The sequence below is a fragment of the Paraburkholderia sp. EG286A genome (genome assembly GCF_040965375.1).
In the GTDB taxonomy this organism is placed as follows: domain Bacteria; phylum Pseudomonadota; class Gammaproteobacteria; order Burkholderiales; family Burkholderiaceae; genus Paraburkholderia.
The window spans coordinates 1,258,944-1,284,520 of record NZ_JBFRCB010000003.1; the positions used below are offsets into that span (position 1 = coordinate 1,258,944).

The following is a 25,577-nucleotide window of genomic DNA, read 5'->3' on the forward strand; positions in this document are numbered from 1 at the left end:
AGTTGGGAACACTAATACTTTGTGCCGACGTGTAAGGCTACCACGCCAGCTGACAAATTGTAATATTTGACGGCGTCGAGGCCGACTTGTTCCATCATGGTCTTGAGTGTTTCCTGGTCCGGATGCATGCGGATCGATTCCGCGAGGTACTGGTAGCTGTCCGCGTCCTGGGCGAAGCGCTTGCCGAGCCACGGCAGCACCTTGAACGAGTAGACGTCGTACGCCTTCTTGAGCGGCTCCCAGACCTTCGAGAATTCGAGCACGAGCACGCGCCCGCCCGGCTTGAGCACGCGGCGCATCTCGGCGAGCGCGGCGTCCTTATGCGTCATGTTGCGCAGCCCGAAAGCCACGGTCACCACGTCGAAGTAGTTGTCCGGAAAGGGGATTTTCTCGGCGTCGCACAGGAGCGCCGGCGTGATCACGCCGTTGTCGATGAGGCGGTCGCGGCCCACGCGCAGCATCGACTCGTTGATGTCGGTGTGCCAGACCTCGCCCGTGGGGCCCGCCTTCTTCGCGAACGCCATGGAAAGGTCGCCGGTGCCGCCGGCGATGTCGAGCACCTTCGCGCCGGGCCGGATGTTCGCCTGCGCGATCGTGAACGCCTTCCACGCGCGGTGCAGCCCGCCCGACATCAGATCGTTCATCAGGTCGTAGTTCGAGGCGACCGAGTGAAACACGCCGGCCACCTTCTTCGCCTTGTCCTGTTCGTCGACTGTCTGATAGCCGAAGTGGGTTTTGCTCATCGCGCTCGTCCTTTCGCGGAAGGGTGTTCTATTGGTGTGCTGCGCCGCCTCTGTCAGAGATGCGGCGGGGCTGGATCGTAACAGGAAGCGTCAGTGGCAATGGCCATGCGCGGCAGGGGGCGCCGCCATGGGGGCGTCGCGCTCGACGCCCGCCGTCTTCAGTCTGGCGAAATATTCCGCCCAGAGTTCGTCCTGGCGCGTGGCGAGCTCGTAGAGCTGGTCCCACGAGTAGATGCCGGTGTTGTGGCCGTCGGAGAACGTGGGCTGCAGCGCGTAGTTGCCGACACCTTCGAGCGCCGTGATCGTCACCTCGCGCTTGCCCGTCTGCAGCGTTTCCTGGCCGGCGCCGTGCCCGCGCACCTCGGCCGAGGGCGAATACACGCGCATCAGCTCGAAGGGCACGCGGTAGCTCTCCCCGTTCGCATACTGGAGTTCCAGCACGCGCGAAACGGCGTGCACCACGACGCCGGTCGGCACCGGCGTATCGGATTTCAGTCCACTCATGTTCGTTCCCGCTGTTGGACGCGTACTGGACGCAATTGGTCGCGCATTGGACGCTCACCGCCCCCGCCTGCTCAGGCCTTAAGCCTGCTCCATTTCCTGGCGTACCGCGTCGCGCAGCAGCGTAGCCTGCGCGCGGCGCTGGCCCAGCATCGCCTCGGACACCGTGCGCTGGCGCGGCGCCCAGACGGGCAGCGGGAAATGGGCATCGTTCGTGAAGCGCGGAATGACGTGCCAGTGCACGTGCGGCACCTGGTTGCCGAGGCTCGCCAGATTCACCTTCGATGGCTGCATGACGCGGCGCAGTGCACGCTCGACGGCGTACACGGCGCGCATCAGATGTTCCCGGTCGGCCGCGCCCAGGTCCGAGAATTCGGCGACGTGCGCATTCCAGATGACCCGGCAAAAGCCGGGATAGTCGGCCTCGGCAGTCGCGAGCACGACGCGCATGCGCTCGTCCTGCCACAGCAGATCGCCGCCTTCCTCACTGCAGAATACGCATGTCATCGTCGTCCTCGAACCCGTTCACGGAAAATTGAGCGCTGCCATTAGACCAGCACGCGCTCGATTCCGCCATTGTTCGCGTTCTGAACGTAGTCCGCCATCCAGTTTTCGCCAAGTATGTGGCGGGCGATTTCCACCACGATGTAGTCGGCTTCGATGTTGGCGTCTTCGTTGTACCGCGACAGACCCTGGAGGCAAGACGGGCAAGACGTGAGAATCTTGACGTCCTGCGTCGTACCCTGCCCGCCCGCTTCCTGCTGCGTCGCCGGCTGCACCCCGTTCGCGCCGTTGCCGACGATCGGAATGCCGCGCAGCTTCGCCGCGCCCTTGCGGATTTCCTCTTCCTTGCGGAAACGCACCTGCGTCGAAACGTCCGGGCGCGTCACGGCCAGCGTGCCCGATTCGCCGCAGCAGCGATCGTTCTTCTCGATCTTGTAGCCGTCCTTTTCAGAACCCATCAGCTCATTGACGAGCTTGACCGGATCCATCGTCTTGATCGGCGTGTGGCACGGGTCGTGGTACATGTAGCGCGTGCCCGTCACGCCGTCGAGCTTGATGCCCTTCTCGAGCAGGAACTCGTGGATGTCGATGATGCGGCATCCCGGGAAAATCTTGTCGAATTCATAACCCGCAAGCTGGTCGTAGCAGGTCCCGCACGACACCACGACGGTCTTGATGTCGAGGTAATTGAGCGTGTTCGCGACGCGGTGGAACAGCACGCGGTTATCGGTGACGATCTTCTCGGCCTTGTCGTACTGGCCCGAGCCGCGCTGCGGATAGCCGCAGCACAGGTAGCCCGGCGGCAGCACCGTCTGCACGCCCGCTTGCCAGAGCATCGCCTGGGTGGCGAGGCCCACTTGCGAGAACAGACGCTCCGAGCCGCAGCCGGGGAAGTAGAACACCGCTTCCGAATCGACGTTCGTCGTCTTCGGGTTGCGGATGATCGGCACGATCTTGTTGTCTTCGATGTCGAGCAGCGCGCGCGCCGTCTTCTTCGGCAGGTTGCCCGGCATCTTCTTGTTGACGAAGTGGATCACCTGCTCGACCACGGCCGGCTTGCCCGTCGATGCGGGCGGCAGCGCCGTCTGCTTCTTCACGACCTTCTTGAGCAGGTCGTTGCCGAGGCGCTGCGCCTTGTAGCCCACGCCCATCATCGCGGTGCGCGCGAGGTTGATGGTCTGCGGGTTCGTGGCGTTCAGGAAGAACATGCCCGCCGCGTTGCCCGCGTTGAACTTCTTCTTGCCCATCTTGCGCAGCAGATTGCGCATGTTCATGGTCACGTCGCCGAAGTCGATCTTGACCGGGCACGGCGTCACGCACTTGTGGCAGACCGTGCAGTGGTCGGCCACGTCGTTGAACTCATCCCAGTGCTTGATCGACACGCCGCGGCGCGTCTGCTCTTCGTACAGGAACGCCTCGACCAGCAGCGACGTGGCGAGAATCTTGTTGCGCGGGCTGTAGAGCAGGTTCGCGCGCGGCACGTGCGTCGCGCACACCGGCTTGCACTTGCCGCAGCGCAGGCAGTCCTTCACCGAATCGGCAATCGCGCCGATGTCGGACTGCTTCATGATGAGCGACTCGTAGCCCATCAGGCCGAACGACGGCGTGTAGGCGTTGCGCAGGTCGGCGCCTTCGAGCAGCTTGCCCGCGTTGAAGCGGCCTTGCGGATCGACGCGCTGCTTGTAGGCGCGGAACTCGGCGATCTCTTCGTCAGTCAGGAATTCGAGCTTCGTGATGCCGATGCCGTGCTCGCCCGAGATCACGCCGTCGAGCGAACGCGCGAGCTTCATGATGCGCGCGACCGCATGGTGCGCGTCCTGCAGCATCTCGTAGTTGTCGGAGTTGACGGGCAGGTTCGTGTGCACGTTGCCGTCGCCGGCGTGCATGTGCAGCGCCACGAACACGCGGCCGCGCAGCACCTTCTTGTGGATCGCCTGGGTCTCTTCGAGGATCGGCTTGAATTCGCCGCCGTTGAAAATCTTGCGCAGTTCCGCACGGATCTCCTGCTTCCACGAGATGCGCACCGTGCGGTCCTGAGTCACGTGGAAGACGTTGGCCTCGGGCTGCGCGTCCACGCGGTCGGCGAACTTCTCCGCCAGCGCCTCGTAGCCCAGCTGCACGAGATAGTGCTGCGCCTCGCGCAGCGACAGATCGAGCTTCTCGCCCACGAAGGTCCAGCGCTCGCGAACGCGCTTGAGCAGATCGAGCGCCTGCTGGACGCGGTCTTCGAGCAGTTCCGCGGAGGGAATCTCGTTCGCGTCGTCGGTCTTGCCGAGCGGCAGCTTGCCCGCCTTGAAGAACGCTTCGAGCGCGTCGACCAGTTGCAGCTTGTTCTTGATCGACAGCTCGATGTTGATGCGCTCGATGCCGTCCGTGTACTCGCCCATGCGGTTGAGCGGGATCACGACGTCTTCGTTGATCTTGAACGCGTTGGTGTGCTTGGCAATGGCGGCCGTGCGGCTGCGGTCGAGCCAGAAGCGCTTGCGCGCCTCGGCGGACACCGCGACAAAGCCTTCGCCGCTCTTGCCGTTGGCCATGCGGATCACTTCCGAGGTCGCGGCGGCCACGGCATCGGCGTCGTCGCCGACGATGTCACCGATCAGCACCATCTTCGGAAACGCGTTGCGCTTGCTCTTGGTCGCGTAGCCCACGGCGCGCAGGTAGCGCTCGTCGAGGTGCTCGAGGCCCGCGAGAATCGCGCCGCCCTGCTTCGACGTCTCGAACAGGTAGTCCTTGATCTCGACGATGCTCGGAATCGCCTCGCGCGCCTGGCCGAAGAACTCCAGGCAGACCGTGCGCGTATGCGCGGGCATCTTGTGCAGCACCCAGCGCGCGGACGTGATGAGCCCGTCGCAGCCTTCTTTCTGCACGCCCGGCAGGCCGGCGAGGAACTTGTCGGTGACGTCCTTGCCGAGGCCTTCCTTGCGGAAGCGCTTGCCTTCGATATCGAGCGATTCGGAGCGCAGCAGCTTTTCGCCCGGCGCGTATTCGCCGTCGAACCACTTCAGCTCGAAGCGCGCCACGGGAATGTCGTGGATCTTGCCCATGTTGTGGTCAAGACGCGTGACTTCGAGCCAGTTGCCCTGCGGGTCGACCATGCGCCACCAGGCGAGATTGTCGAGCGCCGTGCCCCACAGCACCGCCTTCTTGCCGCCCGCGTTCATCGCGACGTTGCCGCCGATGCAGGACGCATCGAGCGAAGTCGGATCGACGGCGAAGACGAAGCCCGCGGCGTCGGCGGCCTCGGTCACGCGGCGCGTGACCACGCCCGCGCCCGAGAAAATCGTCGCGACCTTGCGGTTCACGCCCGGCAGGTCGGTCATCTCGACCGGACCGAGCTGCTCGAGCTTTTCGGTATTGATGACGGCCGAGAACGGCGTGAGCGGCACCGCGCCGCCCGTGTAGCCCGTGCCGCCTCCGCGTGGAATCACGGTGAGACCGAGTTCGAAACAGGCCTTGATGAGGCCGGCGATTTCGGCTTCGGTATCGGGCGTGAGGACGACGAACGGATATTCCACGCGCCAGTCGGTCGCGTCGGTCACGTGCGAGACGCGCGCGAGGCCGTCGAAGCGGATGTTGTCCTTCGCCGTGCGCTTGCCGAGCACCTTGGTCGCGCGGCGGCGCAGGTCGGCCATCTTCTCGAACTCGCCCGCGAAGGCGTCGATGGCGCGGCGCGTGGCGCCGACCAGTTTTTCGACGCGCGCAGCGCGGTCCACGCCTTCCTTGTCGGTGTGCTCCTGCAGGTCGGCGCGGCGGCGCTTCTCGATTTCGGCGAGGCGGTGGTTCAACGCCTCGATCAGGAGCGCGCGGCGCTTCGGATTGTCGAGCAGATCGTCCTGCAGATACGGGTTGCGGCGCACGACCCAGATGTCGCCCAGCACTTCGTAGAGCATGCGCGCCGAGCGGCCGGTGCGGCGCTCCGCGCGCAGCTCGGCGAGCGCGTTCCATGCGTCTTCGCCGAGCAGGCGGATGACGATTTCGCGGTCCGAAAACGACGTGTAGTTATAGGGAATCTCGCGCAGGCGCGGTTCGATGTCGGTGGCCACGGCGGCGGCGGCGGCGGCGCCGTGAGGATCGAAAACTTGAGGTGCGTTCATGGTTGGACGACTCTTTGGGCCAGTCCCGCGCACGGCTCGCGGCCGCTGCGACGGATACTGACGGGGCGCGTGGGGCGCTATTCTGAAATCGTGTCCGCCTGTGGCAGGCTGCGGACGAAAGGGGTGGGGAGGCACATGGCGGCAACGCTCACGCCGATGGTTCCCCGGCGCTCGGATTTAGCGACACGATCGTGCGTGGCGGGCGTGCCGCTGCGCCGCCGGGCGGGTTACGCGCCGTGCGGGCGTCAAATGGGCTGTCCGAGGTTGCCAGTGCATCATCCGATCCTTGTTTCGAAAAAGGATTTTACCGCATGATCCGCACCCGCGCTGACGCTGCGTGGGAACTTGCTGAACACACAAGATTCACTTGCGTTGACGGACGATTCGCGCCCGATTACGCCCGCTTTGACGAAGATTTGCCTTCCGGCCGGTCGGCGAATCGCGCCGCCGCACCCAGCACCAGCCACCTGCCCGTGCCGCCAGCGCGGGAGCCGTTGGCGCTATCATTTACGCTTTCCCGCCCTGAACCCGCGCCCGGCGCGCCCTCGCATGGCCTCCCACGACGATTACCTGAAGAAAATCCTCACCGCCCGCGTCTACGATGTTGCCCGCGAGACCGAACTCGAACGCGCCCCGAACCTCTCGGCGCGCCTGCGCAACGCCGTGTTCCTCAAGCGCGAGGACAACCAGCCGGTGTTCTCCTTCAAGCTACGCGGCGCCTACAACAAGATGGCGCATCTCACGCCCGCGCAGCTCGAGCGCGGCGTGATCACCGCCTCGGCGGGCAATCACGCGCAGGGCGTGGCGCTGTCGGCGGCGAAGCTCGGTGTGAAGGCCGTGATCTGCGTGCCGGTGACCACGCCGCAGGTGAAGGTCGATGCGGTGCGCGCCCACGGCGGCGCGACCGTCGAGGTCGTGCAGGCCGGCGAGTCGTACAGCGACGCCTACGCCCACGCCGTGCGCCTGCAGGAAGAACGCGGCCTGACCTTCGTGCATCCGTTCGACGATCCCCACGTGATCGCCGGCCAGGGCACCGTGGCGATGGAAGTGCTGAGCCAGCATCAGGCCCCGATTCACGCGATCTTCGTGCCGATCGGCGGCGGCGGCCTGGCGGCGGGTGTGGCGGCGTACGTGAAGGCCGTGCGCCCCGAGATCAGGGTGATCGGCGTGCAGACCGACGATTCCTGCGCAATGGCGCAGTCGATCGAGGCGGGCAAGCGCGTGGAACTCACCGAAGTCGGCCTGTTCTCGGACGGCACGGCCGTCAAGCTCGTGGGCGAGGAAACCTTCCGCCTGTGCCAGCAGTATCTCGACGAAGTGCTCACGGTCGATACCGACGCGCTTTGCGCCGCGATCAAGGACGTCTTCCAGGACACGCGCAGCGTGCTCGAACCCGCAGGCGCACTGGCCGTGGCGGGCGCAAAGCAGTACGCGGAACGCGAGGGCATCGAGGGGCAGACGCTGGTGGCGATCACCTCGGGCGCGAACATGAACTTCGACCGCATGCGCTTCGTGGCCGAGCGCGCCGAGGTGGGCGAGGCGCGCGAAGCGGTGTTCGCCGTGACGATCCCCGAGGAGCGCGGCAGCTTCAAGCGCTTCTGCGAGCTGGTCGGCACGCGCAGCGTGACCGAGTTCAACTACCGCATCGACGACGCCGAACGCGCGCACATCTTCGTGGGCGTGCAGATCCGCAACCGCGGCGAGTCGCAGCAGATCGCGAAGACCTTCGTCGATCACGGCTTTCCGAGCGTCGATCTCACGGGCGACGAGCTGTCGAAGCAGCACATCCGCTACATGGTGGGCGGTCGCTCGCCGCTCGCGCACGACGAACGTCTGTTCCGCTTCGAGTTTCCGGAGCGGCCGGGTGCGCTCATGCGTTTCCTTTCGTCGATGGCGCCGAACTGGAACATCAGCCTGTTCCACTACCGCAACCAGGGCGCCGACTACAGCTCGATTCTGGTGGGCATCCAGGTGCCCGCGGCCGAAGACGCCGAGTTCCGCCGCTTCCTCGCCACGCTCGGCTATCCGCATTGGGAAGAGACGAGCAATCCGGCGTACCGGTTGTTCCTCGCGTAACGAGCGGCCATCGTGTCCGTTTCGCTTTCCGACAAGCTCGTCGTCGCCATTTCGTCGCGTGCGCTCTTCGATTTCGAGGAGGAAAACCACGTGTTCGAGGCCGGCGACCTGCAAGCCTACGAGGCGCTCCAGCGCGAGCGCCTGAACGTGCCCGCGCGGCCAGGCGTGGCGTTCGCGCTGATCCGCAAGCTGCTCGCGCTCAATAACGGCGCACATCACGTGGAAGTCGTGATCCTCTCGCGCAGCGATCCCATCAGCGGTCTGCGTGCGTTCAGCTCGTGCCGCGAACACGGGCTCGACATTCAGCGCGGCGTGTTCACGCGCGGGCGCGAGCCGTGGCACTACCTCAAGCCGCTCAACGCGTCGCTGTTTCTCTCCGCGAATCCGGCCGACGTGAAGAGCGCGCTCGACGCCGGATTCCCGGCCGCACGCGTCTTTCCGGAATCGGCGACAATGGCGGAACGCAACGCGCACGAGATTCGCATTGCGTTCGACGGCGATGCGGTGCTGTTTTCCGACGAAGCCGAGCAGATTTTCCAGAGCAAGGGGCTGTCCGCCTTCGTGAGCCACGAGCGCGACAACCGCGAACTGCCGCTCGCGCAAGGCCCGCTGCAGCCGCTGCTGGCCGCACTCAACCGTCTGCAGAAGCTCGCCGACGCGAACGCGCAAATGCGCATCCGCACCGCCCTCGTCACCGCGCGCTCGGCGCCGGCGCACGAGCGCGCAATCCGTACGCTGATGGCCTGGAACATCGAGATCGACGAAGCGATGTTCCTCGGCGGACTCGACAAAGGCCCGTTCCTGCGCGAGTTCGAACCCGATTTTTTCTTCGACGACCAGATCCGCACCTGCGAATCCGCGCGCTCGGTCACGGCCACCGGGCACGTGGCAAGCGGCGTGACCAATCTCGCAACCGAAGCCAACGCATCATGACTCCCGACCAATCTCCGCTCGGCAAGGCCTCCACCTACACCGAGCAATACGACGCTTCGCTCCTGTTCCCGATCCCGCGCGCCGGCGCGCGCGAGCAGATCGGCATTGGCGCGCAACTGCCCTTCTTCGGCAGCGATATCTGGAACGCCTACGAGCTTTCGTGGCTCAACGCGCGCGGCAAGCCGCAGATCGCGATCGCCACGTTCTTCATTCCCGCCGACTCGCCGAACATCATCGAATCGAAGTCGTTCAAGCTCTATCTGGGCTCGTTCGCGCAAACCCCGTTCGAATCGGCCGATGCGGTGCGCGACACGATCAAGCGCGATGTGACGGCGGCGTGCGGCGCATCGGTTTCGGTGCGGCTCGATCAGCCGGGCGCATTCGGCAAGATCCCGTTCGAGGAGTTCGACGGCCTTTCGCTCGATCGCCTCGACCTCGACACGGAAATCTATCACCCGGACCCGACGCTGCTGAAGGCGGCCTTCGACGAAGCCCCGGTAGAAGAAACGCTGATCTCGAACCTGCTCAAGTCGAACTGCCCGGTGACGGGCCAGCCCGACTGGGGCAGCGTGCAGATCCACTACGTCGGGCCGCAGATCGATCAGGCGGGCCTGTTGCGCTACATCATCTCGTACCGCAATCACACGGGCTTTCACGAGCAGTGCGCCGAGCGCATCTTCATGGACATCCTGCGCGAATGCAAACCGGACCGGCTCGCCGTCTACGCGCGCTACACGCGGCGCGGCGGCCTCGACATCAATCCGTTTCGCACCAACTTCAACATGCCGATGCCGGATAACGCGCGGCTCGCGCGCCAGTAAGCGGAAGTTCGCAGCCGCCGGTAAAAAGCAAAACGCGCCGCAGAGACGGCGCGTTTTTCATTGGCGTGGTGATTCGATGGCGCTTCAATGCGGCAGCTCGGCCGCCCCCATGCGCCGTGCAATCACGGCGGTGCGCTGCGCGAGATACGCCGAGTTGCGATGCTCGTCGAAGTACTTGGGACGCGGCAGCATCACTGCGAGCCGCGCCGACTGCCACGGCGTGAGCTTCGCGGCGCTCGTGCGGTAGTAGTAGCGCGCGGCGGCTTGCGCGCCGTACACGCCGTTGCCCCACTCCACCGAATTCAGATAGATCTCGAAGATGCGCTCCTTGTCGAGCAGCGTCTGCAGCATCCACGTGATGATGAACTCCTGGCCCTTGCGGATGTAGCTCTGCTCGCGCGAGAGGAACAGGTTGCGCGCGAGCTGCTGCGTGATGGTCGAGCCGCCGCGCACGATATGGCCGCGCTGCTTGTTCTTTTCCCACGCCTGGAGAATGGCGTCGGTTTCGTAGCCGTTGTTGTTGACGAAATTCGCGTCCTCGGACGCGATGATCGCGCGCTTCAGGTTGCGCGAGATCTGGTCGTACGGCACCCATTCGTGCTGGATCGAGAGACCGGGGCGCTCGGTGGAAAGACGCGCGGCGTCGGTGCGCATGAACGCCGTGGTTTGCGGATCGACGAAGTTCCAGAGCGCGATTTGCGCGAAGTAGAAGAGTTGCGTGGCGATCCACGCCATCGCGCACACCGAGACGACCCAGGTCAGCCAGCGCAGCGCGCCGGGACGTTTGCGCGACTGCGCGCGCCGCCCGCTGCCGCTCGCGGCCGCCGCGGCTTGCGCACCGATGGCTTGCCTGCGCATGGCGTCGTCTCCGTTCTGTGCGAGAGGCGCTGGGCGTTACGCGGCCTGCGCGGCGAGCTGCGCGCGCAATGCCGCCAGCACCGGCGCGCCCTCGGGACGCACGCCGCGCCACACGAAGAACGACTCGGCGGCCTGCTCGACCAGCATGCCAAGGCCGTCGGCCGCGCGCGCGCCGAGTGCCTGCGCGTGGCGCATGAACACGGTGGGCTGCGCGCCGTACATCATGTCGTAGGCGAGCGTACCGGTGCCGAACGCGCGCTCGTCGCACTCGGGCAAGGCCGCATCGAGGCTGCCCGCCGTCGCGTTCACGATCACGTCGTAGGGCTTGGGATCGAGTGCATGAGGGCCACCGCCGTTGAGCATGCAGCCGAACTCGCCCGCCGCGCCTGCGAACTGCTCGATGAGCGCGTGCGCCTTGGGCGCCGTGCGGTTCACGATGGTGATCTCGCGCGGCCGGCGCTCGAGCATCGGCAGCACGACGCCGCGCGCCGCGCCGCCCGCGCCGAGCAGCAGCACGCGCGCCCCTTCGAGCGCAACGCCGAGGTTCACCTCGATGTCGCGCACGAGGCCGAAGCCGTCGGTGTTGTCGCCGAAAATGCCGTCCGCGTCGAAGCGCAGCGTGTTGACCGCGCCCGCCGCCGCCGCACGCGGCGAGAGCTTGTGCGCAAGCGCGTGCGCTTCCAGCTTGAACGGCACGGTCACGTTCAGGCCGCGACCGCCCGCCGCGTGAAAGGCCTGCACATGCTCGACGAAACCGTCGAGCGGCGCGAGCAGGCGGTCGTATTCGACGCGCTCACCCGTTTGCAGCGCGAACTGCGCGTGGATGTACGGCGACTTGCTGTGCGCGACCGGGTTGCCGACGACGGCGTAGCGGTCGGCGCTCACAACCGGCTTCGACTCGCTGGCACTCATTCGCGCGGCTCCGTGGCGTGCTGTTCGCTCGATTGTTCTTCTGCCGCGGGCGCGTCGCTTGCCGCCTCGCCTTCTGCGTCGCCTGCTTCCGCGACGGCTTCCGCTTCGCTTTGCGCGGACTCGTCGGCGGCTTCGATCAGCTCTTCGTCTTCGCCCGTATCCTCTTCGGCCTGCTCGCCGCTCGTCACGACGGGCGCGTCGAGCACGCGCAGCATGCGCACCGAAGCCTCGATGGTCAGCTCGTCGATCGACAGCACTTCCATCATCAGACGGGTGCCGCGCGCGTGCACGCCGAGCGCGGGCACGTGCATGAGCAGCGGCACTTCCTCGAAGCGCACCAGGTCGTCCTTCACCACGCTCGCCGGGAATTCGCGGCGCGGCTCGCGGCCCGCCTCACCGCGCATCTCCTGCTGCAGCCAGCGCAGGCACCAGAAGTACTCCATGCGGCGCTGATGGTCGGCGTAAGCGGTGTAGGTCTCGTCGAAGCCCTGCACGACGGCGAACAGATCGGCGTCCTTGGGCTTGAACGGCGCGACGAGCTTGGCGGCCACGCCGTGCTCCACGCAGGCGAGCAGCTGCCACTGGTTCACGAGGTCCACATAGCGGCGCAGCGGCGAGGTGCTCCACGCATACTGCGCGACGCCGAGGCCCTCGTGCGGCGCGGCGTTGGTCTGCATGCGCGTGCGCTTGGGACCGGTCGGCGCGCCGAACGCGCGCTGCGAGCGATAGATGCCCGGCACGCCATGATCGTGCAGGAACGCGCCCCACGTGGAGTTGGCGAGAATCGCCAGCTCCGCGACGATCATATCGAGCGGCGAGCCGCGGCGGCGCGGCGAGATGGTCACATGCTCGCCTTCCACGTAGAAGTTGAAGTCGGTGTTGCGCTGGACTTCGCGGCGCAGGCCGTAACCGGCGCGCGCCTGCTGGCGCTTCTCGAACAGCGCCTGCGCGAACGGCCACAGCACGGCGATGTCGTCCTTGTGCGGATACTCGCCCGTGCCCGCTGCGAGCGTCTCTTCGGTGACGACTTCGTCGAGCGTGTTGTGACGCAGATTGTTCTTCACGAACACGCGCTCGGCGCGCGTTTCGGTCGCGACGATCTCCTGCGTCTCGCGGTTCACGATGCAGTAGAGCGAAAGCGCCGGGCGCAGACCGCCTTCCTTGAGCGTGAACGCGTCGACGAAATCGTCGGGCAGCATCGTGATCTTGTCGCCGGGCATGTAGACCGTCGAAAGACGCGTGCGCGCGATCGTATCCGCCGTGTCGCCGCGCTGGATGCCGAGCGCGGGCGCCGCGATGTGAATGCCGATGCGCACGCGGCCGTCGGCCAGATGCTCGATCGAGAAGGCGTCGTCGATTTCGGTCGTGGTGACGTCGTCGATCGAAAACGCCTGCACGTGCTCGGCGGCGTCGGGCAGATCCTCGGGCAGCGTGCCCACTTCGACGGGCGGGAAACCCGTGCCGTGCGGGAAGAAGTCGGCGAGGAAACGTGCCTCGTGCAGCGCGCGCGGCGAAGCGATGCCGCCGTTCTCGAGCATGAGGCGCGGCATCGAAATGCCGCGCGCGGCGGCCGCCGCTTCGAGCGCCTTGTATTCGATCGAATTCTTGTCGGGCTTCGTGAGAAGGCCGAGCGCTTTGCCCTTGAACGCCTCGGGCAGTCCACCCGCCTTCAGCTCCTCTTCGTAGCCGGCCTGCACCAGCGCCTGCTGACGCTTGCGCTCGAGCGAGGCGAGCGCCATCTTGAGCTGCTCTTCAGGCGCGCGCTGATACTGGCCGCGTCCCTTGCGGCGAAAGTACACGGGCGAGCCATGCAAGCGCAGCACGAGCGCGGCGCGCTCGACAGGGCCATAAGTTTCGCCAAAGTACTCGCTTGCGAGCGCCGTATAGGCGAATTCATCAGCCGGCGCGCACTCCCACAGGAAGTCCAGATCGATCTCCTGGGCGGCAGCGTCCGCCTGCTCCAGCAGTTCACTCGCGGCCGGCTTCTCGAACTCGATCAGCACATCTTTCGCGCGCACCTTGGCGCGCCGGCCGCCCGGCAGCTCGACCTGAAATGCATCGCCCTGGCGCGACAGCACGCTGCCGGCCTTGAAACTGCCCGATTCCTCAAAGAAAACGTTCACTCAATACTCTCGTTCAGACTTGCTTCGACCGCCGGCGCGGCGCGCGGGCGGTGCTGTATACATATAGGCGTTCGCACGCATCAGGCGGCGTCGCAGAAACGGATCACTTCGTCGACGTAATCTGCGAACTCGCTGATGCCATGATCGCTGCCTTCGATCAGGTGTGTGGGCACACCCGGATAGTGCGCGAGCATCTCGCGGTAATCGAGCACTTCGTCACCGGTCGCGGCGACCAGATAGTAGCGCGCGGGTTGCGTCACCTTCGTCACGGCCAGCGCGCGCAATTCTTCCAGATGACGCGGTTCGACGACGATGCTGCCGCCGCCGTGCCAGAGCGGCTGCTCGCCGAGATACTTCGACAGATCGCGGTCAGGCACCACGGCGGGGTTCAGCAGCGCGGCGTGCCAGCCGTGCTTTTCCGCGAGATGCGTGGCGAAGTAGCCGCCGAGCGAACTGCCGATGAGCGTGACGCGCTCGCCCGGCTTCCATTGCGCGCCGATCTCCCGCTCGGCGAGCGCAATGGCGTCGCGTGGCGAAACCGGCAGCGTCGGGCACAGCCATTCGCCGCTGCGTCCCAGCTCGGCCATGCGCGCCGCCAGCAGGCGCGCCTTGAACGACTGGGGCGACGAGCGAAAGCCGTGCAGATAGACGATCACGCCGCGCTCCGTGCCGAGAGCGCATCGAGCAGCTTTTGATGCACGCCGCCGAAGCCGCCGTTGCTCATCACGAGCACCTGGTCGCCGGGGCGTGCGGCTGCGACGACCGCCTTCACGAGCGCGTCGAGATCGTGGAAGGCGCGGGCCTTCTCACCGAGCGGCGCGAGGGCACCGGCGAGGTCCCAGCCGAGCGCATCCTTGCCGCTCGCTGCGCCGTAGCCGAACACGAGGTCGGCGTCGGCGAGACTGGCGGGCAGCTGCGCCTTCATCACGCCCAGCTTCATCGTATTCGAGCGCGGCTCGAGCACGGCGAGGATGCGCGTGTTTTCGTGGCCGACGCGCGTGCGCAGGCCGGCGATCGTCGTTTCGATGGCCGTGGGATGGTGGGCGAAGTCGTCGTAGACGGTCACGCCGTCGACGCTGCCGCGCACTTCCATGCGGCGCTTCACGTTGCGGAACGTGGCGAGCGAGGCCGCGGCCTGAGCGGGCGGCACGCCCACGCTGCGCGCGGCGGCAATCGCCGCGAGCGCGTTCAGGCGGTTGTGTTCACCCTGGATCTGCCAGTCCACCACGCCTGCACGTTCGCTGTTGTGATAGACGGCGAAGCGCTCGTCCACGGCCACGCCGTCTTCCGCCGGCAGCGCCTGCCAGCCGCCATCCACGCCGAAGCGCTCCACGTCGCTCCATACGCCGCGCGTGAGCACGCGTTCGAGCGCGTCCGAGCGGCCGTTCGTGACGATGCGGCCCACGCCCGGAATCGTGCGCACGAGATGATGGAACTGCGTTTCGATCGCCGCGAGATCGGGGAAGATGTCGGCGTGATCGAATTCGAGGTTGTTGAGCAGCGCCGTGCGCGGACGGTAGTGAACGAACTTCGAGCGCTTGTCGAAGAACGCCGTGTCGTATTCGTCGGCTTCGATCACGAAGAAGCTCGAATCGGTCAGACGCGCCGACACGCCGAAATTCAGCGGCACGCCGCCGATCAGAAAGCCGGGATTCAGGCCCGCGTCTTCGAGCAGCCACGTGAGCATCGAGCTCGTGGTGGTCTTGCCGTGCGTGCCCGCCACCGCGAGCACCCACTTGTCGCGCAGCACGTGGTCGCCGAGCCACTGCGGACCCGACGTGTACGGCAAGCCGCGATTGAGGATCTCCTCCATCAGCGGGTTGCCGCGCGTGACCACGTTGCCGATCACGTAGAGATCGGGCTTGAGTTCGGTCTGGCTCGCGTCGTAACCCTCGATGAGGCGGATGCCCTGCGCTTCGAGCTGGGTGCTCATCGGCGGGTACACGCCGGCGTCGCAGCCGGTCACCGTGTGGCCCGCGCTGCGCGCGAGCACCGCGAGTCCGCCCATGAACGTGCCGCAGATGCCGAGGATATGGATGTGCATAAGCCTGTCGCGCCGCGCGGGCGTCGTGAACGCGTTGATCGGTTTGATCGGGTTGAAAAGGACGGGGAAGCTGGAACGACGGCAGCCCTGCGCCGCCGCAGCAAAGAACCGGTATTGTACCCGAGGCCCTGAGCCCTATTGGCTCGACCTCGGCCCCCGCAGCGACGGAAAATCCCTGGGCACCCCGGCAGCGGGTGTGGCGCAGTGGCCGCCTGCAGGAGCCCAGGGCGATCTCTAGTATGATTGAAGGATGGTTCGCAGATCACATTTCGATCCCCAGCGCGTGCGCGAGGAAATCGCCATCGCGGCAGCAAGGATGATCGCCGAGGACGGCCTCGACTACGCCACCGCCAAACGCAAGGCAGCCCGGCAGGTGGTCGGGGAAACGCGTATCGAAGGCACCTGGCTGCCCGACAACGACCAGATCGAGGAAGAGATCCGCGAATATCAGGCCCTCTTTCAGAGCGACAGCCAGCCGGTGGTGCTGCGCCGCCTGCGCGAGATCGCGCTCGAATGGATGCAGCGGCTCGAGGCGTTCAATCCGTTCCTGACCGGCGCGGTGCTCAACGGCACGGCGGGCGAGCACTCCGACATCCATCTGCAGATTTTTTGTGACAACGCGAAGGATGTCGCGATCTGGCTCCTGAACGCGAACGTGCAGTACGACGTGTCGGAAACGCGCCATTTCGCGGCGCGCGGCTTCGTGGAGACACTGAGCTTCATGTGGCGTCCGTCACGCGCCGAGGAGCCGGTGGGCATACACGTTGCGCTCTACAATACGGACGACTTGCGCGGCGCCGTGCGCGCCGACGCGCGTGGCAGGCTGCCGCGCGCCAATGCGCAGGCCCTCCAGGCGCTGATCGACGAGAGCGGCGCCACTTCTTCCACAACCTGATAACGGCAGCGATGAACACGAAGCGGATTCTGGCCGGCGTGGCAGTGGCGGCAATCGCCGCAGGCGGCGGCATACTGGCTGGGCACTGGGCAACGAGCGGCAGTGCCGGCGTGGCCGACGCGGCCTCGGTAAGCGCGGCGCCGGCGAGCGGCAAGCAGAATGCGGTCGGCCAGCTCTGGTCGGCGGCGGTCACGAACCCTGACGGCAAGGCGCAATCGCTTGCCATCTACAAGGGCCGGCCGATCGTGGTCAACTTCTGGGCCTCCTGGTGCGGCCCGTGCGTCGAGGAAATGCCGGAGCTTTCCGCGCTCCAGCGCGAGTACGCGAAGAAGGGGATTCAGTTCGTCGGCGTCGGCGTGGATTCGGCCGCGAACATCAGGACGTTCCTCAAGAAGGTGCCCGTCGATTACCCGATCTACATCGCCGGCTTCGGCGGCGCGGACGTCGCGCGCGCATTCGGCAACAACGCAGGCGGCTTACCTTACACGGTGGTAATCGACGCGAACGGCGCCGTTCGTGCGACAAAATTAGGGCAAATCAAGCCGGACGAGCTTCGGCGCACGCTCGACGCGCTTTGACGCAGCGGAATGTTTGACACAATCTTAAGCGCCATAACGTAGCTTTTGCCGTGAGAATCCTGTCATTTGACTGAAGATCGGCCTAGACCCTCGCCGCAAGGCGTAGTCAGGGCCATATCCCCTTATCGGAAAACTAGACAAATTTCTCTAATCGGCGCTAAAGTTCGCGCAATTCCACGGAAAAAGAAGCGACCATGACGCGACTGCTGGTTCTGCACGGCCCCAACCTCAATCTTCTCGGCACCCGGGAACCGGAGGTGTATGGGCGCGTGACGCTGCCGCAGATCGATCAGGCGCTCTCGGACCGTGCCGCGGACGCCGGCGTCGAGCTCGCGACCTTCCAGAGCAACCACGAAGGCGCGCTGGTCGACCGCATCCAGTCGGCCCGCACCGAGCAGACCGACTTCATCCTGATCAACCCGGCCGCGTACACGCATACGAGCGTGGCGATCCGGGATGCGCTGGCAGGCGTCGGCATCCCGTTCGTCGAGATTCACCTGTCGAACGTGCATCGCCGCGAGTCCTTCCGGCACCATTCGTATTTTTCCGACCAGGCCGAAGGCGTGATTTGCGGCCTCGGCTGGAAGGGTTATCTCTACGCGCTCGAATACGCGCTCGACCGGCTCGCTGCCCGGTCGGCGGCCTGATTCCCGCGCCGGATGACCGTCAATACCTGAACAACAACCCGTGCCGGGACGCGCGCGCCCCGGCACTTCACGTATTCAAAGTAAAAGGGGCTGCACCATGGATCTACGTAAGCTGAAGACTCTGATCGACCTCGTCTCCGAATCGGGCATCTCGGAGCTCGAAGTGACCGAGGGTGAAGGCAAGGTGCGCATCGTCAAGAACGCGCCGCCCGTTTACGTGCAGCCGGGCCCCGCGCAATACGCGGCGCCGGTCATGGGCGCTCCGCTCGCCGCGCCCGCCCACGTCGGCGACGCCGCCGCTGCGGCTCCCGCCGCGCCCGCCGTGCCGCAAGGCCACGTCGTGACCTCGCCGATGGTGGGCACGTTCTACCGCGCGCCGTCGCCGGGCGCCGACCCGTTCGTCCAGGTCGGCGACACGGTCAAGGAAGGCCAGACGCTTTGCATCATCGAAGCGATGAAGCTGCTCAACGAGATCGAGTCGGATACGGCCGGCGTGGTCAAGGAAATCCTCGTCGAGAACGGTCAGGCAGTCGAATACGGCCAGCCGCTCTACGTGATCGCCTAAGTTTTTCTGCGCGCGGCGGCGGCCTTCTTTTTTGGCCGCGCCGCGTTTGTCGCGTTTGGCGCCCCATGACGGCGACGCACGTGACAGATCCTCTGCGTTTTACATGGGATCGCAGTAACCGCTAAAGCGCTAACTCCGATCGACAGGCGTGCGCAGATACGACTTGCGACGCCCATTGATGAGTCGAATACCCACCATGTTTGAAAAAATCCTCATTGCCAATCGTGGCGAAATCGCGCTCCGCATCCAGCGCGCGTGCCGCGAACTCGGCGTCAAGACGGTCGTCGTCTATTCGGAAGCCGACAAGGAAGCCAAGTACGTGAAGCTCGCGGACGAGGCGGTCTGTATCGGCCCGGCGCCTTCGAACCTCTCCTACCTGAACATGCCGGCGCTCATCAGCGCGGCCGAAGTCACCGACGCAGAAGCGATCCACCCCGGTTACGGCTTCCTCTCCGAGAACGCCGATTTCGCCGAGCGTGTGGAGCAGTCGGGCTTCACGTTCATCGGCCCGCGCCCGGAAACGATCCGCATGATGGGCGACAAGGTCACGGCGAAGCAGACCATGATCAAAACCGGCGTGCCCTGCGTGCCGGGCTCGGAAGGCGCACTGCCCGACGATCCGAAGGAAATCGTGAAGATCGCGCGCGCGATCGGCTACCCCGTCATCATCAAGGCGGCGGGCGGCGGCGGCGGGCGCGGCATGCGCGTCGTGCACACGGAAGCGGCGCTCGTGAACGCGGTCAACATGACCCGCGAGGAAGCCGGCCGTGCGTTCGGCAACCCGCAGGTCTACATGGAGAAGTATCTCGAGAACCCGCGTCACATCGAGATCCAGATTCTCTCGGACTCGTTCAAGAACGCCGTGTGGCTCGGCGAGCGCGACTGCTCCATGCAGCGCCGCCACCAGAAGGTGATCGAGGAAGCGCCGGCGCCGGGCATCGCGCGCCGCCTGCTCGATCGCATCGGCGATCGTTGCGCCGACGCCTGCAAGAAGATGGGCTACCTCGGCGCGGGCACGTTCGAGTTCCTGTATGAAAACGGCGAGTTCTACTTCATCGAAATGAACACGCGCGTGCAGGTCGAGCACCCGGTCACCGAGCTGATCACGGGCATCGACATCGTGCAGGAGCAGATCCGCATCGCCGCGGGCGAGAAGCTCTCGTTCCGCCAGCGCGACATCCAGCTGAAGGGCCACGCGATCGAGTGCCGTATCAACGCGGAAGATCCCTTCAAGTTCACGCCGTCGCCGGGCCGTCTCACGTCGTGGCACATGCCGGGTGGCCCTGGCGTGCGCGTCGACTCGCATGCCTACAATGGCTATTTCGTGCCGCCGAACTATGATTCGATGATCGGCAAGCTGATCACCTACGGCGCGACGCGCGAGCAGGCCATTCAGCGCATGCGCATCGCGCTCTCGGAAATGGTGGTCGAAGGCATCCAGACCAACATCCCGCTGCACCGCGAACTGATGCTCGACGCGAAGTTCGTCGAGGGCGGCACGAGCATTCACTACCTCGAAAGCCGTCTGGCCGAACGTCAGGCAGTGAAGAAGGACGAAGCGTAATTCATGAGCTACCGGGAACTGATCGTCGAGCTCGAACGTGACCGCGCGGAAGAACTTTCCGACGCGCTGATCGAGCTTGGCGCCCTCTCGGTGTCGGTGGAAGACGCCGACGCCGACACGCCCGACGAGCAGCCGCTCTTCGGCGAGCCGGGCCTCACACCCGAGCGCACCGCATGGCAGCATTCGCGCGTGATTGCGCTGATCGGCGCCGATCAGGATCCCGCCGTGCTGCTCATGGCCGCTTCGAACGAGCTGGGTCTCACGCAAACGCCGAAGTTCTCGCTGCGCGAAGTCGAGGAGCAGGACTGGGTTCGTCTGACGCAATCGCAGTTCGACCCGATCCAGATCGGTGAGCGCATCTGGGTCGTGCCGTCGTGGCACGATGCCCCGGACCCGAACGCGCTCGTGCTCGAACTGGACCCGGGCCTCGCGTTCGGCACGGGCAGCCATCCCACCACGCGTTTGTGCATGGAATGGCTCGAACAGCACGTGCAGCCCGGCAATTCGCTGCTCGACTACGGCTGCGGCTCGGGCATCCTCGCGATCCTCGCGAAGAAGTGCGGAGCGAATCCGGTGATCGGCATCGACATCGACCCGCAGGCGGTCGACTCGGCGCGCCACAACAGCGAGCGCAATCGCACGGAGGTCACCTACGGCCTGCCCGACGATTGCCCCGCCGGCGAGTTCGACATCGTCGTCGCCAACATTCTGTCGAATCCGCTCAAGCTGATGGCCTCGATGCTCTCCTCGCGCGTAAAGCCGGGCGGACGCATCGCACTTTCGGGCATCCTCGCGCGCCAGGCCGAGGAAGTCGCGCAGGTGTACGCGCAGTGGATCGACATCTCGGTCTGGCGCGAACACGAAGGCTGGGTCTGCCTCGCGGGCACGCGGCGCGCGTAATCCCTGTGCGCTCCGATCGGGCTCGCACGCGCCTGATCGCGCCCCAAGCGGCAAGACCGAAGTCGTAGCCTGCGGTGGATTGCCAGTAGAATGCGGGTATCACCAATCCTCCGGTCTACCCAGATCCTCGGCCCACATGCTTCTGGCAACGCGCTGCCCCTTCTGTGAAACCGTATTCCGCATCCAGCCCACGCAGCTTGCCGTGCGGCGAGGCCTCGTGCGTTGCGGACATTGCCAGGAAGCGTTCGACGCGTCGGGCAGTTTGTACGAGATGCCCGAAGGTGGCGACTTTACGCGCGCGGTGCCCGTTGCTGCCGAAATCGCAGCCAGCCTGACCTCGCCGCCATCGGAGCCCGCTTCACGCTTTGCTGCGCAGCCCGCTTCGGGACTCGCTTCACAGTTCGCATCGCAGTCACAGTCCACTTCGCAGCAGCCCGATGTTCAGCCTGATCAGGCGGATCAGCCCGCAGCCGCGCCATCGCAAGAGCCGCCCCCCACGCTGGGCGCCACCCCCAATTTCACGAATCGCACGTGGGACCCGTGGGCACCGCCGCAGGACACCCAGCGCGATCCGCGCCTGAAATACGACGCCGACAAACTGCCAGGGGCAAGCGTTGCCCGTGGCGCCTCGCCAGGGGTTGCGCCCGGAGCCGAGTCGCGGGTCGCCTTCGACGACGAACCGACGCTCGGGCGCGCACCACAACAAGCTGCGCCGCACGCGCCGGCGGCACCCGCAGCAGCACCGGTACCGCCGCCCCGGCAGCCCGCAGCCGCCGAACCCTTCCCGCCCGCCGCGCGCTGGACGCGCAGCGAGCCGAACCTGGGCACGGGCGGCCCGACCGAGCCGACCTTTTCGGCCAACGAAGCATCGGCTGCGGCTCGCATGAACGACCCGGAGCCCGCACTCGGCCCGCGCACCCGCGAAGCCGCACCGGAGCCCGCGTTCAGCGCGCTCTCGCCCAACGACGGCGCCTCACCGTTCGCCGTCACCCGCGAAGCGCCCGCCCGCCCGCGCGGCTCGCGCGGCCTCGTCTGGCGCATTCTCGGCACGCTCATCGCCATCCTGCTGCTCGCGCTGCTCGTCGTGCAGATCGCGTGGTGGCAGCGCGAAACGGTCATGGTCTACTGGCCCGACTCGCAGTCGCTCTATCAGCAGGCGTGCGAGCAGCTCGGCTGCCGCGTGCTGCCGCCGCGCGACATCGACGGCCTGCTGGTCGAGCCGTCCGATCTGCGCCAGGTCGACAACGAGCCGCATCACCTCGAACTGAAAGTGCCGCTGCGCAACCGCTTCAACGTGGCGCTCGCGTACCCCGCGATCGAGCTGTCGCTGCTCGACCGGCAGAACAACATCGTCGTGCGGCGCGTGCTATGGCCGCAGGACTACGTCACGCCCGGCACGTCGATCGAAGCCGGTCTGCCCGCACGCACCACGCAGACCATGATCGTGCGGCTCGACACGGGCGACGTGGTGGCGTCGAACTTCCGCATCGAGATTTTCTACCCCTGATTTTCCGTCTGTACGCGGGTGCACTGGCGTGCCCCGCGCATTTCCCGGCGTCCCGCATCGCGCGGGTGCGCCATTCACCACACCATGCATTCCCGGAGAGCACATCATGAGTCAAGTCACGCTAGGCGGTAACCCGATCGACGTCGCCGGCACCTTCCCGAGCGTCGGCCAGAAGGCCCCGGCGTTCTCGCTCGTCGGCAAGGATCTGAAGCCTGTCTCGCTCGCCGATTTCGCCGGCAAGCGCAAGGTGCTGAACATCGTGCCGAGCCTCGACACGCCGACCTGCGCCACCTCCACGCGCAAGTTCAACGAAGCCGCCGCCGGCCTGAACAACACGGCTGTCGTCGTGATCTCGGGCGACCTGCCGTTCGCCGCCGCGCGCTTCTGCACGACCGAAGGCATCGCCAACGTCGTCACGGCCTCGACCTTCCGCGGCCATGAATTCGCGCAAGCCTATGGCGTGGACGTGACGAGCGGCCCGCTCACCGGCCTGACCGCGCGCGCCGTCGTCGTGCTCGACGAAAACGACAACGTCCTGCACGCCGAGCGCGTTGGCGAAATCAAGAACGAACCGAACTACGACGCCGCACTCGCCGCGCTGAAGTAATCCGGCGGCGGCGCACACTCACTCAGAGCCTGCTTGCTGATGCCAATGCGCAGGCCGGTGCGCCGCCCCTTCCCCTACCACGCCCTACAGGAATTTCCGCCTTGGCTACGCTGATCTGCGGCTCGCTCGCCTACGACAACATCATGACCTTCGAGGGTCGCTTTCGGGAGCACATCCTGCCCGAGCAGGTGCACATCCTGAACGTGAGCTTTCTGGTGCCGACGATGCGCCGCGAGTTCGGCGGCTGTGCCGGCAACATCGCGTACGCGCTGCATCTGCTCGGCGGCGACGCCCGCATCATGGCGACGCTCGGCGCCGCCGACGCACGCCCGTACCTCGAACGCCTCGACACGCTCGGCCTCTCGAAGGCGCACGTGCGCGTGCTGGAAGATACGTGGTCCGCGCAGGCGATGATCACGACCGACCTCGAGAACAACCAGATCACCGCGTTCCACCCGGGCGCGATGATGCAATCGCATTTGAACCGCGCCGACGAAGCACCCGGCATCAAGCTCGGCATCGTCGCGCCGGACGGCTTCGACGGCATGGTCCAGCACGTCGAGCAGTTCGCGAAGGCCGGCGTGCCGTTCATCTTCGATCCGGGCCAGGGCCTGCCGCTCTTCGACGGCGCCTCTTTGCGCCGCGCGATTGAACTTGCGACCTACGTAGCGGTCAACGACTACGAAGCCAATCTTGTCAGCCATCGCACCGGCTGGTCGTTCGACGAAATCGCCAGCCATGTCGACGCGCTGATCATCACGCGCGGCGAGCACGGCTCGCAGATCTACCACAGCGGCAAGATCGAGGAGATTCCTCCGGTCAAGGCCGCTCAGGTGCTCGACCCGACCGGCTGCGGCGACGCTTTCCGCGGCGGCCTGCTCTACGGCATCGAGAACGGCCTCGACTGGGCAACCACGGGGCGTCTCGCGAGCCTGATGGGCGCGCTCAAGATCGAGCATCTCGGGCCGCAAAACTATGCGCCCACGCGAGCGCAGATCAACGAACGGTTCAAGGAGGCATTCGGCTACGAACTGCCGAACTGAACGCGGGTGCCGCACACGAACGGCGCCCATTGGAGCTACGGGAATGAAAATAACAAGTCGTCTGATTGTTGCAGCCATGCTCGCGGGGTCGCTCGCGATGTCGGGCTGCGCCTACAACAGCAGTTCCGCCGATGTGTACACGGCCTCGCAGGCGCAGCGCGAGCAATCGGTGCGCATGGCCACGGTCGAAAGCGTACGCGCGGTAAAGATCAGCTCGAACAACGGCCAGCCTAGCGGCCTTGGCGCGATCGGTGGCGGCGCGCTCGGCGCGGTGGCCGGCAGCCAGATCGGCGGCGGCACGGGCTCGATCGTCACCGGCATCATCGGCGGCATTGCGGGCGCCGTGGCCGGCAACGCGGTCGAGAACGGCGTCGCCATGCGCGACGGCCTCGAGATCACGGTGCGCCTCGACAACGGCGACTACCGCGCCATCACGCAATCCGCGACCGGCGAAGTCTTCAACGCGGGCGACCGCGTGCGGCTGCTCTCGAGCGGCGGCGTGACGCGCGTCACGCACTAAAGCTTTCCCCTGTACCGCAGCGGCGCCTCGCGCCGGATGCGGAACCTCAGGCGCATGTGCTCCCCTGTGCATGCGCCTTTTTTCATGCCCGCGCGCGGCATGCGGGTGACCTCACCCCAACTATTACGAACTCCAGACGAAAAAAATCCCGCCGCGGACAACCCAGCGACGGGATCGGGATCGAGCCTTGCGCATCAAGCCGCCCGGCCCGGCCAACGAAGCGCGCGTACGACGTACCTTGCGCGCTTCGTCTCGGACTGCTTACGGACGGCTGCCGGTCGGGAACGGCCATGCTGCGGCCGGGTTCAGGGCAGTCTTGACCGTTGCTGCGGGCGCGGACGGTTGCGCAGCAGGGGCAGCAGGTGCGGCAGCGGCCTTCGCAGGCGCCTTCTTGGCAGCCTTCTTGGCGGCAGCCTTCTTCGCAGGGGCAGCCTTCTTGGCAGCAGCCTTCTTCGCAGGCGCCTTCTTGGCGGCAACCTTCTTCGCAGCAACCTTCTTGGCTGCGGCCTTCTTCGCCGGCGCTGCCTTCTTCGCAGCAACCTTCTTCACGGCGACTTTCTTGGCTGCAACCTTCTTCGCTGCGGCCTTCTTCGCCGGTGCTGCCTTCTTCGCAGCAACCTTCTTCACGGCGACTTTCTTGGCTGCAACCTTCTTGACCGCGACCTTCTTCGCTGCGGCCTTCTTCGCCGGTGCTGCCTTCTTCGCAGCAACCTTCTTCACGGCGACCTTCTTAGCCGCCGGTTTCTTCTTGGCAGTAGCCATTTTTTTCTCCTTCAGGTTCAGATGAGAGTCAGTTCAAACTACACCCTTCGTCAAAACCCGCTTCCCGCGAACGCTTCTCACGGCGCACGCTGCGAAGCGGGCTATTCATCGGCGTACGCTGATCCTGCGCGCTTACGCTAATGAATGCGGTAAGGCGCGCCGTGCCACGAGGCACAGCGCGCCAAGTCATTCCGGCGTCGGCTACCGACACCGGGCAACGTTCGTTGAAAGCGGCAGCCTCACGACACGCGAAGCCTGCGCGCTTTTCCGGGGGGAAGTTTGCCCATCCCTCTGAAGGGTTCGCAAAGTGCCTGTCACGTCGATGAGCCAGCCTGGCTCCGGGCATGCTTTGCATCAGGCGTTCCTGCTCCTAATCA

The 25,577-nt window shown here is 65.8% G+C and carries 24 protein-coding genes; 13 read left to right on the forward strand and 11 right to left on the reverse strand.

The window, feature by feature from the left end:
- Positions 1-11 precede the first annotated feature (11 nt).
- From ubiE to AB4Y35_RS18530, 4 genes are all read right to left on the reverse strand, one after another.
- Positions 12-743, reverse strand: a complete 732-nt coding sequence (gene ubiE / locus AB4Y35_RS18515) for a bifunctional demethylmenaquinone methyltransferase/2-methoxy-6-polyprenyl-1,4-benzoquinol methylase UbiE (RefSeq protein WP_133182926.1) — start codon at positions 741-743, stop codon at positions 12-14.
- Positions 744-833: 90 nt separating this feature from the next.
- On the reverse strand, positions 834-1,247 hold the full coding sequence (locus AB4Y35_RS18520) for a gamma-butyrobetaine hydroxylase-like domain-containing protein (protein WP_368705355.1): 414 nt from the start codon (positions 1,245-1,247) through the stop codon (positions 834-836).
- Positions 1,248-1,325: 78 nt separating this feature from the next.
- Positions 1,326-1,751 carry an HIT family protein gene (locus AB4Y35_RS18525; protein ID WP_342921248.1) on the reverse strand — a complete coding sequence of 142 codons (426 nt, stop codon included), beginning with the start codon at positions 1,749-1,751 and terminating at the stop codon, positions 1,326-1,328.
- Between the two features lie 41 nt (positions 1,752-1,792).
- Entirely contained in the window at positions 1,793-5,845 is a 4,053-nt protein-coding gene (locus AB4Y35_RS18530) for a DUF3683 domain-containing protein (RefSeq protein ID WP_368705356.1), read from the reverse strand.
- 549 nt (positions 5,846-6,394) lie between these two features.
- On the opposite strand from AB4Y35_RS18530, the gene ilvA reads away from it, so the two are divergent.
- From ilvA to queF, 3 genes are read left to right on the forward strand one after another with little or no spacing between them, the layout of a single operon-like run.
- A complete protein-coding gene (gene ilvA, locus AB4Y35_RS18535) occupies positions 6,395-7,921 on the forward strand; it encodes a threonine ammonia-lyase, biosynthetic (protein WP_368705357.1) in 1,527 nt (508 codons plus the stop codon).
- 12 nt (positions 7,922-7,933) lie between these two features.
- Positions 7,934-8,854 (forward strand): 5'-nucleotidase, encoded by a 921-nt coding sequence (locus AB4Y35_RS18540; RefSeq protein WP_368705358.1) that lies wholly within the window; start codon positions 7,934-7,936, stop codon positions 8,852-8,854.
- Entirely contained in the window at positions 8,851-9,675 is an 825-nt protein-coding gene (gene queF, locus AB4Y35_RS18545) for an NADPH-dependent 7-cyano-7-deazaguanine reductase QueF (RefSeq protein WP_368705359.1), read from the forward strand. Before AB4Y35_RS18540 ends, queF begins: the two co-directional genes overlap by 4 nt.
- 84 nt (positions 9,676-9,759) lie before the next feature.
- On the opposite strand, the gene mtgA is transcribed toward queF, so the two are convergent.
- The 5 genes from mtgA to mpl form a co-directional block, all read right to left on the reverse strand.
- A complete protein-coding gene (gene mtgA / locus AB4Y35_RS18550) occupies positions 9,760-10,533 on the reverse strand; it encodes a monofunctional biosynthetic peptidoglycan transglycosylase (RefSeq protein WP_368705360.1) in 774 nt (257 codons plus the stop codon).
- A gap of 36 nt (positions 10,534-10,569) precedes the next feature.
- A complete protein-coding gene (aroE, locus tag AB4Y35_RS18555; protein WP_368705361.1) occupies positions 10,570-11,445 on the reverse strand; it encodes a shikimate dehydrogenase in 876 nt (291 codons plus the stop codon).
- Entirely contained in the window at positions 11,442-13,568 is a 2,127-nt protein-coding gene (locus tag AB4Y35_RS18560; RefSeq protein ID WP_368705362.1) for an RNB domain-containing ribonuclease, read from the reverse strand. The genes aroE and AB4Y35_RS18560 overlap by 4 nt, the downstream gene beginning before the upstream one ends.
- Positions 13,569-13,648: 80 nt before the next feature.
- A complete protein-coding gene (locus AB4Y35_RS18565) occupies positions 13,649-14,224 on the reverse strand; it encodes a YqiA/YcfP family alpha/beta fold hydrolase (protein WP_368705363.1) in 576 nt (191 codons plus the stop codon).
- Positions 14,221-15,612, reverse strand: coding sequence for a UDP-N-acetylmuramate:L-alanyl-gamma-D-glutamyl-meso-diaminopimelate ligase (gene mpl / locus AB4Y35_RS18570; protein ID WP_368705364.1), 1,392 nt, complete (start codon positions 15,610-15,612; stop codon positions 14,221-14,223). Before mpl ends, AB4Y35_RS18565 begins: the two co-directional genes overlap by 4 nt.
- A 250-nt stretch (positions 15,613-15,862) precedes the next feature.
- Between mpl and AB4Y35_RS18575 the strand changes: the two genes are divergently transcribed.
- The 10 genes from AB4Y35_RS18575 (at position 15,863) to AB4Y35_RS18620 (ending at position 24,438) form a co-directional block, all read left to right on the forward strand.
- Positions 15,863-16,507 carry a UDP-N-acetylmuramate--alanine ligase gene (locus AB4Y35_RS18575; protein ID WP_368687526.1) on the forward strand — a complete coding sequence of 215 codons (645 nt, stop codon included), beginning with the start codon at positions 15,863-15,865 and terminating at the stop codon, positions 16,505-16,507.
- An 11-nt stretch (positions 16,508-16,518) separates the two neighbouring features.
- Positions 16,519-17,085, forward strand: coding sequence for a TlpA family protein disulfide reductase (locus AB4Y35_RS18580; RefSeq protein ID WP_368705365.1), 567 nt, complete (start codon positions 16,519-16,521; stop codon positions 17,083-17,085).
- 194 nt (positions 17,086-17,279) lie between these two features.
- Positions 17,280-17,732 (forward strand): type II 3-dehydroquinate dehydratase, encoded by a 453-nt coding sequence (gene aroQ / locus AB4Y35_RS18585; RefSeq protein ID WP_042270394.1) that lies wholly within the window; start codon positions 17,280-17,282, stop codon positions 17,730-17,732.
- 97 nt (positions 17,733-17,829) lie between these two features.
- Positions 17,830-18,297 (forward strand): acetyl-CoA carboxylase biotin carboxyl carrier protein, encoded by a 468-nt coding sequence (gene accB / locus AB4Y35_RS18590; protein WP_324157120.1) that lies wholly within the window; start codon positions 17,830-17,832, stop codon positions 18,295-18,297.
- 196 nt (positions 18,298-18,493) lie between these two features.
- Complete coding sequence (gene accC, locus AB4Y35_RS18595) at positions 18,494-19,861, forward strand: acetyl-CoA carboxylase biotin carboxylase subunit (protein ID WP_042270391.1); 1,368 nt, start codon at positions 18,494-18,496, stop codon at positions 19,859-19,861.
- A 3-nt stretch (positions 19,862-19,864) separates the two neighbouring features.
- Entirely contained in the window at positions 19,865-20,761 is an 897-nt protein-coding gene (gene prmA, locus AB4Y35_RS18600; protein WP_368705366.1) for a 50S ribosomal protein L11 methyltransferase, read from the forward strand.
- Between the two features lie 136 nt (positions 20,762-20,897).
- Positions 20,898-22,268 carry a zinc-ribbon and DUF3426 domain-containing protein gene (locus tag AB4Y35_RS18605; protein ID WP_368705367.1) on the forward strand — a complete coding sequence of 457 codons (1,371 nt, stop codon included), beginning with the start codon at positions 20,898-20,900 and terminating at the stop codon, positions 22,266-22,268.
- Positions 22,269-22,374: 106 nt separating this feature from the next.
- The gene (gene tpx, locus AB4Y35_RS18610) at positions 22,375-22,875 is read left to right on the forward strand and encodes a thiol peroxidase (RefSeq protein WP_133182953.1); all 501 of its coding nucleotides are present in this window, start codon (positions 22,375-22,377) and stop codon (positions 22,873-22,875) included.
- Between the two features lie 101 nt (positions 22,876-22,976).
- Entirely contained in the window at positions 22,977-23,918 is a 942-nt protein-coding gene (locus tag AB4Y35_RS18615) for a carbohydrate kinase family protein (RefSeq protein ID WP_368705368.1), read from the forward strand.
- 43 nt (positions 23,919-23,961) lie between these two features.
- Complete coding sequence (locus tag AB4Y35_RS18620; protein ID WP_368694013.1) at positions 23,962-24,438, forward strand: glycine zipper 2TM domain-containing protein; 477 nt, start codon at positions 23,962-23,964, stop codon at positions 24,436-24,438.
- 261 nt (positions 24,439-24,699) lie between these two features.
- Here AB4Y35_RS18620 and AB4Y35_RS18625 read toward each other — a convergent pair whose 3' ends face one another.
- Together AB4Y35_RS18625 and AB4Y35_RS18630 are read right to left on the reverse strand one after the other, a co-directional pair.
- The gene (locus tag AB4Y35_RS18625) at positions 24,700-25,200 is read right to left on the reverse strand and encodes a histone H1-like DNA-binding protein (protein WP_368705369.1); all 501 of its coding nucleotides are present in this window, start codon (positions 25,198-25,200) and stop codon (positions 24,700-24,702) included.
- Positions 25,201-25,228: 28 nt separating this feature from the next.
- Positions 25,229-25,555 carry a hypothetical protein gene (locus AB4Y35_RS18630; RefSeq protein ID WP_368705370.1) on the reverse strand — a complete coding sequence of 109 codons (327 nt, stop codon included), beginning with the start codon at positions 25,553-25,555 and terminating at the stop codon, positions 25,229-25,231.
- Positions 25,556-25,577: the final 22 nt, after the last annotated feature.